The organism is Psychrobacillus sp. 05T411 (assembly GCF_056396485.1).
Genome location: NZ_JBFTLO010000010.1, coordinates 1 through 15311, shown reverse-complemented (window position 1 = coordinate 15311; position 15311 = coordinate 1). Strand labels below are relative to the sequence as shown.

Below are 15311 nucleotides of genomic sequence, written 5' to 3'. Positions count from 1 at the left end.
CCGTTTAACTATTTAAGTACATTCTTGAACGGGAAGAAATTATTTTTATAAGGGGCGTATGTAACTTGAAACAGAATATATTACTTCAACTTCATCCTATGACAAAGTTCTATTTCACTCTCTTTATCTTTGCGGTAGTACTCATATCGCCTGGATATATATTTTCTTTTGCTATATTCCCTATTTTAACACTAATAGCAATGATTGTGGGTGTTGCAAAAGAGTTCTTAAGTATTGTTTTCAAAGCGTTGGTTACTGTTTTAATCTTCATCTTCATTATGCAAATGTTTTTCTATCCAGGGGAAAATGTGCTTTGGAGTTGGGGAATCTTCGAGATAAAACAAGAGGGAATTATATATAGTCTAATGCTTACTTCCCGCATACTTGCAATTGGATCTGTTTTTATCCTATTTTTCCGCATGACAGAAGTACGTGATTTCGTGAAATCTTTAGAAGATATCGGATTGCCACCAATGGGAGCATATGTCGTTTTATCAACCCTTCAAATCATCCCGGAAATGCGTCGTCAAGCAAATACGATTATGGAAGCACAAAAAACGCGAGGAGTCGAAACAGAGGGCTCCGTATTTGTACGTGCTAAAGCGTTCATACCAACATTAACACCTCTTATTCTATCCTCTATTGCAGGAACAGAAGAGAGAGCAATCACATTGGAATCTAGGGCCTTCTCTGCTCCAGTCAAAAAAACAAGTTTGCACCAACTAACGAAAAGTAATATCGACCGAGTTCTTCCAATTATATTTGCGTTGGTTGTTATTGGTCTATTAGTATGGAGGTTTTTCTTATGACAGCTATGATTGATTTAAAAAATGTATCTTATCGATATCCGGTCAGTGATGACTCCGTCTTAAAAAATATTTCATTTTCAATTGAAAAAGGAAAATTCACTGCAATTATCGGCAATAACGGCTCTGGAAAAACAACATTATGCAATACAATACGAGGCTTTGTTCCCCATTTTTATAAAGGAGATTTAGATGGAGAAGTAATAATTGATCATACAAAAATAACAGATTACCAATTAGGGCAACTTGGAGAAAAAGTCGGATATGTATTCCAAAATCCATTTATTCAGGTATCGGGAGTAAAAGACAACGTATTTGAAGAAGTAGCATATGGCTTAGAAAATCTGGGTGTTCCGGTCGAAGAAATTAAAGTTCGGGTAGAAGAGGTACTAAAACTGGTCAAAATCGAATATTTACGTGACAAAAATCCTTTTGAACTATCAGGTGGACAAAGGCAAAGAGTAGCACTTGCGTCCATTATTGTAATGGATCCAGAAATTTTAGTAATCGATGAACCAACTTCTCAACTCGACCCTGTTGGTACAGAGCAAATATTTGAAATTATACGGCTGATGAAAGAGCGAGGAAAGACAATCGTTTTAGTAGAACATAAGATGGATCTGATCGCAGAATACGCGGATGATCTACTTGTCATGCACAAAGGAGAACTTGTTATGCAAGGTCCTGTTCGTGAAGTATTAGCGGACCCCGAGTTTGAAAAATATCAAATTCAATATCCACATGTTACGGAAATTGCCCTTCAATTACAGAAATCTGGTATCCCCCTTTCTTTCCTACCGATTCGTGATGAAGAATTAGCCAAAGCATTAAATAGAACGGAGGTAGCTGTTCATGACTGAACTTCATTTAACTAATGTAAGCTTTTCATATCCCGATGGAACAAAGGCGCTAGAAAACCTTACACTTTCTGTTGCCTCTGGAGAACGTGTGGCCATTGTAGGACAAAATGGTGCTGGTAAAACGACAGCAGTCAAGCTAATGAATGGATTATTAAAACCTACAGAAGGCACTATTTTAGTAGGAGACTGGGACACAAAAGATCACACAACAGCACAAGTTTCAAGAAAAGTAGGATATGTTTTCCAAAATCCCGATGATCAAATATTCCATAATGATGTAGAATCTGAAGTTCGTTTTGGTCCTAAAAATATGGGATTCGAACCTGAACGAGTAGATGCACTTACTGATTGGGCGATGAAATTATGTGGAATCTCTGAGCTTGCAGAAGAAAATCCTTACAACCTACCATACTCTGTTAGAAAGTTTGTCACAATAGCATCCGTACTAGCTATGGATTCGGATATTATCATTTTAGATGAACCTACCGCTGGACAAGATAAAATTGGTTTACAAGTATTAGGAAACCTGCTTCAAGTATTAGAAGAAAAGCAGAAATCTGTTATTACCATTACTCATGATATGGAGTTTGTAACAGATTATTTTACTCGCATTATAGTAATGGCAAACCGCCAATTAGTAGCCGATGATAATGCACAAAAAGTCTTTTATAATACAGAGGTTTTAGAAAAAAGTATGTTAAAACCACCCGCTGTTGCCCAAATGGCAAAATTACTTGATTTCTCCCCTGGTATTTTATCAAAAAATCAATTAATTGAAGCTATTCTTACACAACGTAGTCAATGAAAGGGGCCAAACAATACGTGAACATCACAGTTGTAGGAAGCACTAATATGGACCTTGTATATAGGGTTCCGCATATCGTGAAAGCCGGTGAAACTTTACACAGCACCACACATGAACTGTTTTTCGGAGGAAAAGGTGCTAATCAGGCGGTAACTGCTAGTCAATTAGGTGCTAATGTCGAATTTATAGGAAATGTTGGAGCAGATGATTTCGGAGAACAAGTAAAGCAAAACTTACAAGATAAAGGAGTAAAGACCGCCGCTGTACAAAAAATGGGATTGACTGGTCAAGCAATTATTCAAGTTGCGGATTCTGGAGAAAACTCTATCGTATTATTTCCCGGAGCAAATTTTCTTGTTACAAGAGAACAAATCTATGCTGCTAAAGACAAAATAGAAGAAAGTGAGGTTCTTCTCTTACAATTGGAAATTCCTATACCCGTAGTCGAGGCTGCTGCAGACATCGCTTCAAAAAAAGGGGTACATATTATTTTAAATCCAGCACCTGCACAACAAATCAGCGATTCATTACTAGGTAAAGTTTCCATACTAACACCAAATGAAACCGAGTTAGCAATACTAACTGGTTTAAAAACAAACACCGAAGAAGAGCTGTTCCAAGCGTGTTCTTTACTGATTCAAAAAGGCGTAGGAGCAGTAGTTGTGACATTAGGAGAAAAAGGTTCCTATTATATGAATAGCAATGAACATGGCTATGTACAAGCAAATCAAGTAGAAGTAAAAGATACGACTGGTGCGGGTGATGCATTTAACGGTGCTTTAGCGGTAGGTTTGCGTCAAGGAAACTCATTGCAAGAAAGCATTCTGTATGCATCAAAAATTGCAGAATACGTTGTCACACAGATGGGAGCACAACCTACTATACCCTATTCTTTTCGTGTAAATAAATGATGAAATCTATCATCTACTTACTCGTTCTTAGTTTTTTATGGGGATCTTCATTCATGTGGACAAAAGAACTTTTAGATGTTTTTAAGCCCCCTACTATTGTATTTTTTCGTTGCTTATTTGGCTTAGTTGCACTTTTACCGTTTGTATTGCTAAAAAAAAATCGAATGCATCTAAAAATTCGGCCATTTTTTGTATTCGTTCTAGCTTTAGGAGCGGCCATCCCTTGGAATATTATGGCCTTCTCTCTTCAAGGAATTGATTCGAGTTTAAGTGGAATATTAAATGCTACTACTCCTTTGTTTGCTTTAATATTTTCAACAATTATCCTGAAAGCAAAACCTTCTTGGAACCAAACTTCTAGTCTATTAATAGGATTTGTGGCAGTCATTGTTTTAATGATTTTTTCAGGCCAAACGTCTAGCAGTCAGTTTTCCATTTTCCATGCTTTTCTTATGTTCGCTGTTACAATGGCATACGCATTGAATTCCATATGGATAAAAAAATATTATACAAACATCCCTACCGTTCTTTTAGGTTTCTGGACACTTCTTATCTCGGCAATAATAAATGGTATTATTAGTGTATTTATGGAACCTTATGCATTTAAGTACCTAGGAACATGGGAAATAATCTTACCGCTCCTAGTATTAGGTTGTCTTTGTGCTGGTCTCGGCTATGTTATTTTTTATCAAATCGTTTCAACAGGGGGTCCTATTCTTGCATCAATGGTTACATTTATCAGTCCCTTTGTCGCAATTGTTCTAGGTATTTTCTTTTTACAAGAACCATTTCATTTAGGTATTATGATTGGATTGCCTTTGATGATTTTTAGCTTACTTTTCATGAGTTTACATACATTTAAAAGAAATGCTCCATTGATTAAATCAGAATATATCCCGCCCAATATAATAAACGAGGACAATGCACGTAATAGGGATAATGCGTCTTAAGAAGTTACCACAAGGATTTTCGCTGCAGGGCGGACGCTTTCCACGGGGTGAGCGATGAGCCTTCACCGCCGCTTGCGCGTACGTTGTGAAGTCTCATCATGCCCACTTAATCCCGTTGGAGTCGCCGCCCTTCCGCTCCAATCCATGGGTATTACCATCTAATTTAGTGTCGATACATATCAGAGATTAAATTAATCCAGTCTACTACGTAATGTTTATTCAATCTAATTAGAAAATTCGGTCTCTAAATAAAGAGCGCATTTTTTAGAATAAAATTCTTTTCTATCAACCACTTATTGGAATAATTCTTCGTATTCCTTGTTATCTCACTCCAAGTCGGCTTGCTATTTTAAGAATTGGTTGCTTTCATTGATAGTTTAGTTGCTCTCGCACTGATCTGATTGCTTTCCAAGTAGAATTGGTTGCTTTCAATTGTAAATTAGTTGCCCTAAGCCATTTACTGGATGAAAACACTCCATAAACTGGATTTTATTTTTAGCAAGTTGATATGGAGTAAACAAACAATTTCCTTTGATTTCCGCTGCAGGGCGGACGCTTTCCCGGCGGAAATCGCACGACTGCAGCGAAAATCCTAGCGGTCACCTAATAAGTCTTTTAAGACGCATTATCACTATAATCTGTCGAAATTATAGTATTTTCACTCCAAGTAAACTTGCTATTTTAAGAATTGGTTGTTTCCGACCAATTACTTCCAGAAAAAAAGCTATCTTCGAAAATATTCCCGAAGATAGCTTTCATTTGTATTGGGTTATCCCATAATATTATAGCCAGAATCTACGTAAACAACTTCTCCAGTTACTCCACGAGATAAGTTCCCTAGAAGCCCAACTGTCATATCGCCAACTTCATCAGCAGTTACATTTCGTTTTAGTGGAGAAGTTTCTTCAATCTTATGCAAAATAGTGTTAAAAGAAGAAACCCCTTTTGCAGCTAGCGTACGTACTGCTCCCGCTGAAACAGCATTCACGCGAATGTTCTGTTTCCCTAAATCTAGCGCCAAATATCTAACGGATGCTTCAAGTGATGCTTTCGCAATTCCCATCACGTTATAACCTTCTAATACGCGCTCTGCTCCTAAGTACGTCATCGTTACAATAGAGCCGCCCTCTGTCATAAATGGCGCTGCTTCACGAGCTGCTGCAATTAGTGAATAGGCACTTGTATCTTGTGCAAATGCATAACCGTCTCTAGTTGTTTGAAGGAAATCGTTTTTCAAATCTTCGGCATGTGCAAATGCTACAGAATGTACAACACCGTGAATGACCCCTACTTCGCTTCCGATTTTTTCGAATGCAGCTTTAATGCTTTCATCGCTATTAACATCACATTCCACTACTAACTTTGCTTCTAAATTATTATCTGCTAATGCTTTTTCAATTTTTCCTAAAGAACGCTCTTTACGATACGTGAAAATAACATTTGCGCCGACATCAAATAATGATTTTGCTACTCCCCATGCAAGACTGCGCTCGTTTGCAACACCCATTACTACGATATTCTTATCTTTTAATTGGATTAAATCTTTCATATGAACCTCCATTTTATTATGCTAATATACTATACCTATTATTAGTACCTGTTACTAAGTTTATCATACCATAATTACTTTTCATGTACTATCCACTGATTTGTTTAGCTTAGAAATTCATTTGACAAATAATATTGTATGCAATAACGTGTAGTAGAAAATATATGCATTTAAATAAATAAAATAGCATGAGGTGTAGATAAATGACAATACCAGTAATAATCGATTGTGACCCAGGGATAGATGATGTAATGGCGTTAACACTTGCTTTTGCACATCCGGAACTGGATATCAAACTAATCACAACTGAACCAGGTAACCAAACGCAAGAAATTACAATCCACAATGCACGCACATTTACGAGTTATATGAAAAAAAATATAGAAATCGCTAGAGGCTTAGATCAGCCGTTTTTCCGCGAACTTGAAATTGCTGATAAAGTGCATGGCGAGAATGGATTGGGCAATGTTCAGTTTCCAGAACCAACTATTGAAGTAAGTAATCGATCAGCAATCGAAGCGATGAAAGAAACACTGTTATCTAGCGATGAACAAATAGTACTTATCGCAACTGGTCCCCTTACTAACGTTGGTGCTCTACTACTTGCGCATCCCGAAGTAAAACCAAAAATTAAATATATCTCCTACATGGGCGGTGCCGCAGTTGGAGGAAATATGTCCCCGACGGCGGAATTTAATGTATACGTAGATCCACACGCAGCGGACATAGTTTTTCGTTCAGGCCTTCCTATAATCATGAGCGGGCTGGATGTTACGCATAAAGCATATGTTACATTAGAAGAGATAAAAGAAATTGAAGCAATAGGCTCTGACTTTGCTTCAAAAGTTGCTCAAATGCTTCGCTTCTACATATATTCAGCTAAGCAAACCGCTTTTCATGCTCCTGGCTTTGAGGACCAAATACATTTACATGATTTATGTGCAGTGTCTTATGTATTAACCCCGGAGCTCTTTGAAGGAGACGACTGCTACGTTGCTGTAGAAATAGAAGGTAAACTCACTGCCGGAACTACGGTAGTAGATTATGCGCAACAAACAGGTCTTCCGCATAACGCGAAAGTGTTGCACACAATCAATAGAGAAAAGTTCGTGGAACAATTTATAGATGCAGTAAGAAAAATGAGTGTTTGAATTAATTGATAAATAGTCAAAGGGAGCAGAACAATACATGAACATCACAGTCGCAGGAAGTACCAATATGGACCTTGTATATTTAGTTCCGCATATCGTAACAGCTGGAGAAACATTACATAGCACAAAACATGAGTTGTTCTTCGGCGGAAAAGGTGCAAATCAAGCAGTTACTGCTGGACAATTAGGTGCGAATGTTCATTTCATAGGGAATGTCGGAGCAGATAATTTTGGAGAACAGATAATACAAAATTTGCAGGATAAAGGAGTAAATACTACAGCAGTACAAAGCGTTGGCATGACAGGACAAGCCATTATCCAATTGGCGGACTCAGGTGAAAACTCTATCGTCCTTTTTCCAGGAGCAAACTTTCTTGTCACACCCGAACAAATAGAAGAAAATACAGTAAGAATTATATCGAGCGATATCCTACTCTTACAATTGGAGATTCCAATGCCGGCAGTCGAGACTGCTGCTAATATTGCGTCACAAAAAGATGTAAAAGTTATTTTAAATCCAGCTCCTGCGCAACAAATTAGCGATTCATTATTGAGTAAAGTAGCTATACTAACACCAAACGAAACGGAATTAGCAATACTAACTGGTTTGAAAACAGAAACGGAAGAGGATCTGTTTCAAGCATGCTCCCTCTTACTCCAAAAAGGGGTTGGAGCAATAGTAGTAACATTAGGTGCAAAAGGCACTTATTACATGAATCATTATGAGCATGGGCATATTCAAGCTAACGAAGTAGTTGTTAAAGATACAACTGGTGCTGGAGATGCTTTTAACGGTGCTTTTGCCGTAGCACTATGTCAAGGAAACACGCTAAAAGACAGCATTCTCTACGCTACGAAAGTAGCCGCATACGTTGTCACTCAAATGGGAGCACAGCCATCAATCCCCACTACTTTCCGTGTAAATAATATAAAAAGTTAAATAAGCTCCAACCGACCGATTTCACTTTTTATACATACAAAAAAGCCAACTATTTCTATTTAATAGTTGGCTTTTCGTTTTATATTTTCTTTTTAGCTTCTGTTTCTTTATCGTCTAATTTAAACTCTTCGGCTACATCGTCCACGATATCTTTTGTTGAGTTTTTGAATTCTTTTAATGTTTGTCCAACTGCTCTACCTAACTGAGGTAATTTTTTCGGACCAAAAACGATTAAAGCAATGATTAAAATAATGATTAAACCTGGTACTCCAATATTTGGCATGATATTTCCTCCTTGCAACTTTATATATAATTCATGTGGCTTAAGCGTAATAGTATTTTTATGACAAAAATTTTGGTTGTTTTGTATCAATACACATTATACTCTTCCGTTTCAATTTGTAAATACATACAAGTGCTAAATGACTATAAGATCTAAATAAAACCCTAAAAACAGAATTGGTTTATACTTGGAAATTCTGCTACATTCAAAGGTTCATTTTTGCCTACAGATCCAATTTAAAATATTCTGAATTTAAACATTTTTATAATTCGACAAAAATGTGACCAAAGTTTGAAAATTTGTAGTAGAATAAGTATGGTTGTTTTGAATCACTGTTTTTAAATAATAACTTCTAATTAATAATTTATATTAACTAGAAAATAGGAGGGGAGATTCCATTTGTCTCAATACAGTTTAGAAGAACTTAAAATATTGAACCAAGTTCTTTTTGCGTTATTTATCGTCGCAGATTTTGCCCTGTTTCTTTTTTTTCAACATAATGTATACGCATTCCCATGGTTTGCATTATTAGGAGCAGGTATTGGGCTAGCTATTATCGTTCTTTGCTGGACAGGCAAAAAGCATACATATTTTATCGCTACTTTGTTAGTTTGTACTGCTGTATTTTCAGTAATCTATAACTGGCAAGCTATTTTCTATTAAAATGCCGAATATTTACCTAGTGAAATTCTTGAAAATGAAATTTTATTTATTTTAAATTGGAGGTTTTATTATGACAGAGCAGGAAAAAAATAATCCACTTTTAGATAAACGTTCTTCTAGACGTACGTTTATTAAAAACTCAGGATTAACAGTTGGTGGGGTTGTTCTAGGTGGTGCACTTGGTAGCCTTTTATCGAAAGAAGAAAATACGACAACTACTGAAACGCATGTCCACTCAGAGGCCACTTCTTCTAATTTAAACGTTGCTTTAATGTACTTTACACCAGAACAATATCGTATTACAGAGGCTGCAGCTGAAAGAATCTTCCCAGCAGATGATAACGGTCCTGGAGCAAAGGAATTACTAGTTGCTTACTATATTGACCATCAACTAGCAGGCGCTTGGGGCATGGGATCAAAAGAATACACATCCGGTCCTTTCTTCCCTGGTGAAGCTACGCAAGGCTATCAAGGTCGTCAAAATCGACAACAAATTTTTGAAATCGGTTTAAAAGGGATAGAAGAACAAAGTTTAAATACATATGATAAATCTTTCACGGATTTATCAGAGGAAGAACAAGATGCAATATTAACAGAATTTGCTGATGGAAATGTAGAACTTAAAGGAATATCTTCMGCGCACTTCTTTGGTGTTCTAAGAACAGCAACAATTGAAGGCGCTTACGCTGACCCACTATACGGCGGTAATGCAAATATGGCTGGTTGGAAGATGAAAAACTTCCCAGGTCATCAAATGAGCTTTTTAGATATCGTTGAAAAAGAATTTACTGTAGTGGAACCAGCGGCTTTAAATTCACAACATAAACACTAATAATATCCTAATTAATAGAGTGAACGATTGAGGGGGAAAAAATAATGGTAACAAAATTACCTAAAGTAGATGTAGTCACAATTGGCGTTGGCTGGTCTGGAGGTATTATCGCATCTGAACTAACAAAGCAAGGTAAAAAAGTTGTCGGATTAGAGCGAGGAAAAGATAGAAAAACAGAAGATTATTTTATGGCGCATGACGAACTTAGATATGCGGTTCGCCATGAAATGATGCAAGATCTTTCAAAAGAAACGATTACTTTCCGTAACAACGACAAAATGCGTTCGCTTCCAATGCGATCATATGGATCATTCCTAATTGGTGTTGGTGTTGGTGGTTCTGGTGCACACTGGAATGGTCAAAACTTCCGCTTCCTACCATACGATTTTGAATTACGCTCCAAAACGATTGAAAAGTATGGTGTGGATAAAATACCTGCGGATATGACTATTCAAGACTGGGGTATTACCTATGATGAAATAGAGCCGTATTATGATAAATATGAAAAAATGGCAGGGATTTCCGGTGAAGACAATCCACTAGGTGGAAAGCGTTCCAATCCATTCCCTACACCAGCGATGAAAAAAACAGAAGCAATGCGTTTGTTTGACGATGCTACAAAACGCATGGGTTATCATCCTTATGTACAACCATCTGCCAATCTATCTGAAGCCTATACAAACCCAGATGGAATTTCACGTGCAGCTTGTCAATACTGTGGGTTCTGTGAGCGTTTCGGCTGTGAATACGGTGCAAAAGCAGAACCTGGTGTAACTGTACTACCAGTTGCAAAAGCTACGGGTAACTTTGAAATTCGTCCACATTCTGAAGTACGTCGTATTTTATACTCAAACGGAAAAGCTACTGGAGTTCTTTACACAGATTTAACTACTGGAGAAGAATTCGAGCAACCTGCGGATGTTGTCGTATTATCAGGTTATGTATTCACAAACGTTCGTCTTCTTCTATTATCTGGAATTGGAAGACCATACGATCCAACTACTGGTACTGGAGTTATCGGGAAAAACTATGCTTACCAAATTCGTAAAGGTGCTGCAACAGGATACTTCGATGACCATAAATTCAACAACTTTCTTGGTTCCGGCGGTTTAGGGATGATAATCGATGATTTTAATGGAGATAATTTCGACCACTCCGATTTAGATTTCATCCACGGAGGCATGATTATCCTTGGGCAAACCGGACAAAGACCTATTGCAAATAACCAAGTCCCATCAGGCACTAAGTCATGGGGGAAAGAGTTTAAAGATGCTTCTTTAAAATATACAAATGCTTCCTTAAGTGTCAAAGGTGAAGGTGCTTCAATGGCTTATAAACAACATTTCCTTGACCTAGATCCTGTTTATAAAGACGCATTTGGGGATCCATTAGTTCGAATCACTTTTGACTTTGAAGAACAAGATCGTCAATTGACCAAGTTTATGGCCGATAAGTGTGAAGCAATCCTAAAAGAAATGGGTGCGGATCATATCGATACTAGTAGAGATCTTGGACCATATAATGTAGCCGAGTATCAATCTACTCATAATACTGGTKGTGTAATTATGGGTGCTGATCCTGAGACATCAGCAGTCAACAATTACTCTCAAATGTGGGATGTCGAGAACCTATTCGTTGTAGGGGCATCATCTTTCCCACAAAACGCTGGATACAACCCAACTGGTACAGTAGGTGCATTATCTTACCGTGCTGCTGAAGGTATTCTTCAGTATATGGAAAAAGGTGGATCACTTATTTAATTAATCAATTTCGCCTTGGCCTAATTGCGTCCAAATTTTGAATTGAACTCGCTCAATTAACTCCTTTCAAAATTTGTGACATCCGCCGGAGGCTTTAACTTTATTCAGCTAGGAATTTGCCCCCACTGAATAGCCGTTATTATTAATATACTTCTCACTTTTAATAAAGTGGAAGACTTTTGCTGAAAAAAGTTTTACTTTTCATAGAATTAGCCAACAACTAAAAGCTGCTAGTACTCTCACATTAGAGTGCTAGTAGCTTTTTTATTTATTCACAAAATAGTCGCAATATCTGATATATTGCATTCAGTTTTTTCACATTTCAAATGTAAGTTGTGATACAATGAATGATAAAATTATTTACATATGCGAGGAGTGCTTTTAATTGAATATCGAACCATCTAGAAAAATGTCCATATTTGAACCTGCAATTTTCGGTGATTTAAAAGCAGCAGCCGCAGCAAAACAAGCAGCTGGTTATGAAGTGTACGATTTAAGCTTAGGTAGTCCGGACTTACCTCCTGATGAAAAAATAAGAAAAGTTCTATCTGAACAAAGTTTTTCTGAACATTCATACGGCTACATGCTTAGTGGAACACAACGTTTTAACGAAGCTGTGGCGGATTATTATAAACGACGTGTAAACGTTGATTTAAACCCACAAACAGAGGTTTTACAAACGATGGGTTCACAAGAAGGACTTGTTCATCTTCCAATAGCATTTTGCAATGAAGGGGATATTGTGTTAACAACCAACCCTGGATACGTTGCATATGATGCTGGGATTAAACTTGCAGGTGCGGTTCCTTACTATATGAGCATGTCTGAAGCGAACGGTTATTTACCTGATTTAGATACAATCCCAGCGGAAATCGCATATAAAGCGAAACTAATGATATTGAATCTTCCAGGAAACCCTGTTCCAGCAATGCCCGATGAAGCTTTCTTCGAAAAAGTTGTAGCTTTTGCAAATAAATACAACGTGATTATTTTGCATGATGCCGCTTATTCTGAATTTTACTTTTCCGGGGATGCACCAAGTAGTTTCCTAACAACACCTGGTTCAATGGAAGTCGGCATGGAGATTAATTCATTATCCAAAAGTTTTAGCTTAGCTGGTACACGTATTGCCTATATCGTTGGAAATGCAGAAATGATTAGCATTATGAAGCAACTTAAATCGAATTTAGACTTTGGTATTTTCGAACCAATTCAAGAAGCAGGGATTGCAGCACTAAATAATGCGGAAGAAATTACGGAACGTTTACGCAAAACCTTTGCAGAGCGTCATAAAGTATTAATGCAAGGAATAGCAGATTTAGGTTGGACCGTAGCGCCTTCTAGTGGCGGTATGTTCGTATGGGCTAAATACCCTTATGATATGGACGATAAAGAGTTTGCTTTTGAAATAATAAACCAAACCGGTGTCGTTTTGGTACCAGGTACGGTGTTTGGAACAGAAGGTGCGGGCTTCGTACGAATTGCACTTGTACAAGATGTTGAAACACTGAAAAAAGCAGTTGAGCAGTTGAAAACATTAAATCTTGAAACTTGCGCAACCTTAGTGAATAATTAACAAAAAAGACCAAGGAAAGCATATACTTAGCTTTCACTTGGTCTTTCTTTTTCTTCTATAGGTTTAACGAGGGCAAACTTTTCCCATCTTCTACCCTTCCATCTAAAATACATAATAATAGCTCTTGTCCATTCATCAGCTGTTATTGCCAGCCAAATTCCCGGCAGACCTAAATCCAATACGAAAACTAAAAAGTATCCTAATGGCAAACTCATCATCACCATAGACAATGCACCCATAGCCACTGGAAATTTTGCGTCTCCAGCCGCTCTTAATGAGTTAATAATAACAATATTCATTGTACGACCAGTCTCTAGTAAAATGCTTAAGATTAATACAGATGCACCGATTTGAATAACTTGTTCGTTACTCGTAAACAAACTCATCAGTGGAATCCGGAATATCATGACAATCCCTACCATAACGAGCGTGAACAATAACGCCCATCTCACACTTTTCCATACAGATTTATACGCCACGTCTTTTTCATTGGCACCAACCAGTCTTCCGACAATGATCGCCGAACCCATTCCAATTGCTATTGCAAATAGATAAGTGAACATCGATATATTCACTGCATATTGTCTTGCCGCTAATGACTCTGCTCCTAAATACGTTACATAATAAAGGAATACAATTTGACATCCTTGATATAAAATCTGTTCAAAAGCAGATGGTAATCCAATTTGTAATATTTTACGAATATACTCTTTAGACATGGTGAAGTAGTAAGCTACTTTCACCCGGTATTCCATCACTTGATACAACAACCAGAAGAACACAAGCATGGCAACAAGTCGGCTTGCTACCGAAGAAATTGCTGCACCTTGCACACCCAATTCTGGGAATCCAAACTTACCAAAGATTAATACATAGTTACCAACGACGTGAATAATATTCATCCCTAGAGACACGAGCATCGTCTGCTTCGTATATCCATGCACTCGAATAATGGCTGCTAAAGCATTAATGACAGCTTGTAGGAATATTGCTCCTCCGACAATCGACAAGTATTGATTTGCATAAACAAGCACATCCCCTTGCAAATTCATCGAGATCATAATTTTCTTTGAGAAAATTATAAAGCCAATACTTAATAAAATCCCAACACCTAAATTCAATGTAACTGCAAGCCCCGAAATCTTTGAAGCTTCGATAAATCGCTTGGAGCCTAAATATTGCGAAACAACGATCGCCGCTCCATTTCCTACTACTTCTAAAACTAAAATAGCAATTTGTATATATTGGTTGGCGGCACCAACTCCAGACACTGCATTGTCCGAAAGTGCACTTAGCATAAATGTATCGGCAATTCCCATTAACATAAACAAAAATACTTCTAAAAAAATGGGCCAAGTTAAATGAAATAGATTTAACTTTTCCCCTAGATCTTTCTTCTTCCTCACTGCCATTTTTTAATTCCTTCTTTACCTTTTCATTTTTTCATAAGATGAATCTTATCATATACTAATAGTCCTGCGCCAGTTAAGATTTTGGAAGCGTTTCATTCTACACAATAAAACAGATACACTTCGTTTTAGTATACATATTTGTTGCATTGTTTTATTTAGTACTTACAATTCCATTAAGTATGGGAGTAGGATACCTTGAAAAACGCCTTGCTAAGAGCTATTAAAGAGGTGCCATGATGGATTTTTTGGCAAAGGAATTCTATCATACAGGATAGTTGCGCAGTATAAAGATACTGCGACGTAGTGCGTTGACTAGTGACCGCTAGGATTTTCGCTGCAGGACGGACGCTTTCCGTGGGGCGAGTGATGAGCCTTCACCGCCGCTTGCGCGTACGTTGTGAAGTCTCATCTTACTCAGGCAGAGGAACAAAGGCTAAAAACGCCACATCGTGTGGCAACGCCTTCGTGACCAACATCGTGTTGGCCTCCACTGGAGTCGCCGCCCTGCAGCGAAAATCAATGGAAATTGCCAAATTATTGAGATCCCATATTAACAATAAATGGTTGAACGAAACAATATCCACTGCGAACGCGACAATCTACTCGAGTAGATGCCGGCCAGGCGTGTTCGACGGGATTTAAGACATAGAATTCCTATAATATGTCGGAATTATAGTTTTCTCACATCAGGTAAAGAGCCTTTTTGAAAATTGGTTGCTTTCACGAGTAATTTGGTTGCTCTCATGCAGATTTAGTTGCTTTCGTAGTAGAACTGGTTGCTCCCAGTCATCGGTTGGTTGCCCTAAGCCATTT

Annotated in this window: 14 protein-coding genes and 1 pseudogene; 12 read left to right on the top strand and 3 right to left on the bottom strand. The window is 37.6% G+C overall.

Translation table 11 applies throughout. The annotated features are described in order from the left end of the window. Positions 1-65 precede the first annotated feature (65 nt). The 5 genes from AC1DFT_RS10100 to AC1DFT_RS10080 are packed head-to-tail and all read left to right on the top strand — an operon-like array spanning position 66 to position 4332. Positions 66-809 carry an energy-coupling factor transporter transmembrane component T family protein gene (locus AC1DFT_RS10100; RefSeq protein WP_477919070.1) on the top strand — a complete coding sequence of 248 codons (744 nt, stop codon included), beginning with the start codon at positions 66-68 and terminating at the stop codon, positions 807-809. Next, positions 806-1666 carry an energy-coupling factor ABC transporter ATP-binding protein gene (locus tag AC1DFT_RS10095; RefSeq protein WP_477919069.1) on the top strand — a complete coding sequence of 287 codons (861 nt, stop codon included), beginning with the start codon at positions 806-808 and terminating at the stop codon, positions 1664-1666. Before AC1DFT_RS10100 ends, AC1DFT_RS10095 begins: the two co-directional genes overlap by 4 nt. Beyond that, the gene (locus AC1DFT_RS10090) at positions 1659-2471 is read left to right on the top strand and encodes an energy-coupling factor ABC transporter ATP-binding protein (protein ID WP_477919068.1); all 813 of its coding nucleotides are present in this window, start codon (positions 1659-1661) and stop codon (positions 2469-2471) included. The genes AC1DFT_RS10095 and AC1DFT_RS10090 overlap by 8 nt, the downstream gene beginning before the upstream one ends. Further along, positions 2468-3382, top strand: a complete 915-nt coding sequence (gene rbsK / locus AC1DFT_RS10085) for a ribokinase (protein WP_477919067.1) — start codon at positions 2468-2470, stop codon at positions 3380-3382. Before AC1DFT_RS10090 ends, rbsK (AC1DFT_RS10085) begins: the two co-directional genes overlap by 4 nt. Then, entirely contained in the window at positions 3379-4332 is a 954-nt protein-coding gene (locus tag AC1DFT_RS10080) for a DMT family transporter (RefSeq protein WP_477919066.1), read from the top strand. The genes rbsK (AC1DFT_RS10085) and AC1DFT_RS10080 overlap by 4 nt, the downstream gene beginning before the upstream one ends. Positions 4333-5101: 769 nt before the next feature. On the opposite strand, the gene AC1DFT_RS10075 is transcribed toward AC1DFT_RS10080, so the two are convergent. Then, positions 5102-5881: an enoyl-ACP reductase FabI gene (locus AC1DFT_RS10075; protein ID WP_477919065.1), complete on the bottom strand. Its 780-nt coding sequence runs from the start codon at positions 5879-5881 to the stop codon at positions 5102-5104. A 203-nt stretch (positions 5882-6084) separates the two neighbouring features. Here AC1DFT_RS10075 and AC1DFT_RS10070 point away from each other — a divergent pair, with 203 nt between their 5' ends. Both AC1DFT_RS10070 and rbsK (AC1DFT_RS10065) read left to right on the top strand, forming a co-directional pair. Next, positions 6085-7032 carry a nucleoside hydrolase gene (locus AC1DFT_RS10070; RefSeq protein ID WP_477919064.1) on the top strand — a complete coding sequence of 316 codons (948 nt, stop codon included), beginning with the start codon at positions 6085-6087 and terminating at the stop codon, positions 7030-7032. Positions 7033-7069: 37 nt separating this feature from the next. Continuing rightward, entirely contained in the window at positions 7070-7972 is a 903-nt protein-coding gene (gene rbsK / locus AC1DFT_RS10065) for a ribokinase (protein WP_477919063.1), read from the top strand. Positions 7973-8051: 79 nt separating this feature from the next. On the opposite strand, the gene tatA is transcribed toward rbsK (AC1DFT_RS10065), so the two are convergent. Continuing rightward, entirely contained in the window at positions 8052-8258 is a 207-nt protein-coding gene (gene tatA, locus AC1DFT_RS10060) for a twin-arginine translocase TatA/TatE family subunit (RefSeq protein WP_477919197.1), read from the bottom strand. 396 nt (positions 8259-8654) lie between these two features. Between tatA and AC1DFT_RS10055 the strand changes: the two genes are divergently transcribed. The 4 genes from AC1DFT_RS10055 (at position 8655) to AC1DFT_RS10040 (ending at position 13086) form a co-directional block, all read left to right on the top strand. Next, on the top strand, positions 8655-8918 hold the full coding sequence (locus AC1DFT_RS10055) for a hypothetical protein (RefSeq protein WP_477919062.1): 264 nt from the start codon (positions 8655-8657) through the stop codon (positions 8916-8918). 70 nt (positions 8919-8988) lie between these two features. After that, positions 8989-9750: a gluconate 2-dehydrogenase subunit 3 family protein gene (locus AC1DFT_RS10050; RefSeq protein WP_477919061.1), complete on the top strand. Its 762-nt coding sequence runs from the start codon at positions 8989-8991 to the stop codon at positions 9748-9750. 44 nt (positions 9751-9794) lie between these two features. Next, positions 9795-11510, top strand: a complete 1716-nt coding sequence (locus tag AC1DFT_RS10045) for a GMC family oxidoreductase (RefSeq protein WP_477919060.1) — start codon at positions 9795-9797, stop codon at positions 11508-11510. Between the two features lie 385 nt (positions 11511-11895). After that, a complete protein-coding gene (locus tag AC1DFT_RS10040) occupies positions 11896-13086 on the top strand; it encodes an aminotransferase class I/II-fold pyridoxal phosphate-dependent enzyme (protein ID WP_477919059.1) in 1191 nt (396 codons plus the stop codon). 26 nt (positions 13087-13112) lie between these two features. Here the strand turns inward: AC1DFT_RS10040 and AC1DFT_RS10035 are convergent, their stop codons facing one another. Further along, positions 13113-14498: an MATE family efflux transporter gene (locus AC1DFT_RS10035; RefSeq protein WP_477919058.1), complete on the bottom strand. Its 1386-nt coding sequence runs from the start codon at positions 14496-14498 to the stop codon at positions 13113-13115. 128 nt (positions 14499-14626) lie between these two features. Between AC1DFT_RS10035 and AC1DFT_RS10030 the strand changes: the two are divergent. Continuing rightward, a pseudogene (locus tag AC1DFT_RS10030) lies at positions 14627-14722 on the top strand (amino acid ABC transporter permease); the annotation flags it as partial. Positions 14723-15311 lie beyond the last annotated feature (589 nt).

Coding starts and splice junctions, on each gene's coding strand:
- AC1DFT_RS10095 (WP_477919069.1), top strand. CDS start 806: ATGACAGCTATGATTGATTTAAAAAATGTATCTTATCGATATCCGGTC.
- AC1DFT_RS10090 (WP_477919068.1), top strand. CDS start 1,659: ATGACTGAACTTCATTTAACTAATGTAAGCTTTTCATATCCCGATGGA.
- rbsK (WP_477919067.1), top strand. CDS start 2,468: ATGAAAGGGGCCAAACAATACGTGAACATCACAGTTGTAGGAAGCACT.
- AC1DFT_RS10080 (WP_477919066.1), top strand. CDS start 3,379: ATGATGAAATCTATCATCTACTTACTCGTTCTTAGTTTTTTATGGGGA.
- AC1DFT_RS10075 (WP_477919065.1), bottom strand. CDS start 5,881: ATGAAAGATTTAATCCAATTAAAAGATAAGAATATCGTAGTAATGGGT.
- AC1DFT_RS10070 (WP_477919064.1), top strand. CDS start 6,085: ATGACAATACCAGTAATAATCGATTGTGACCCAGGGATAGATGATGTA.
- rbsK (WP_477919063.1), top strand. CDS start 7,070: ATGAACATCACAGTCGCAGGAAGTACCAATATGGACCTTGTATATTTA.
- AC1DFT_RS10035 (WP_477919058.1), bottom strand. CDS start 14,498: ATGGCAGTGAGGAAGAAGAAAGATCTAGGGGAAAAGTTAAATCTATTT.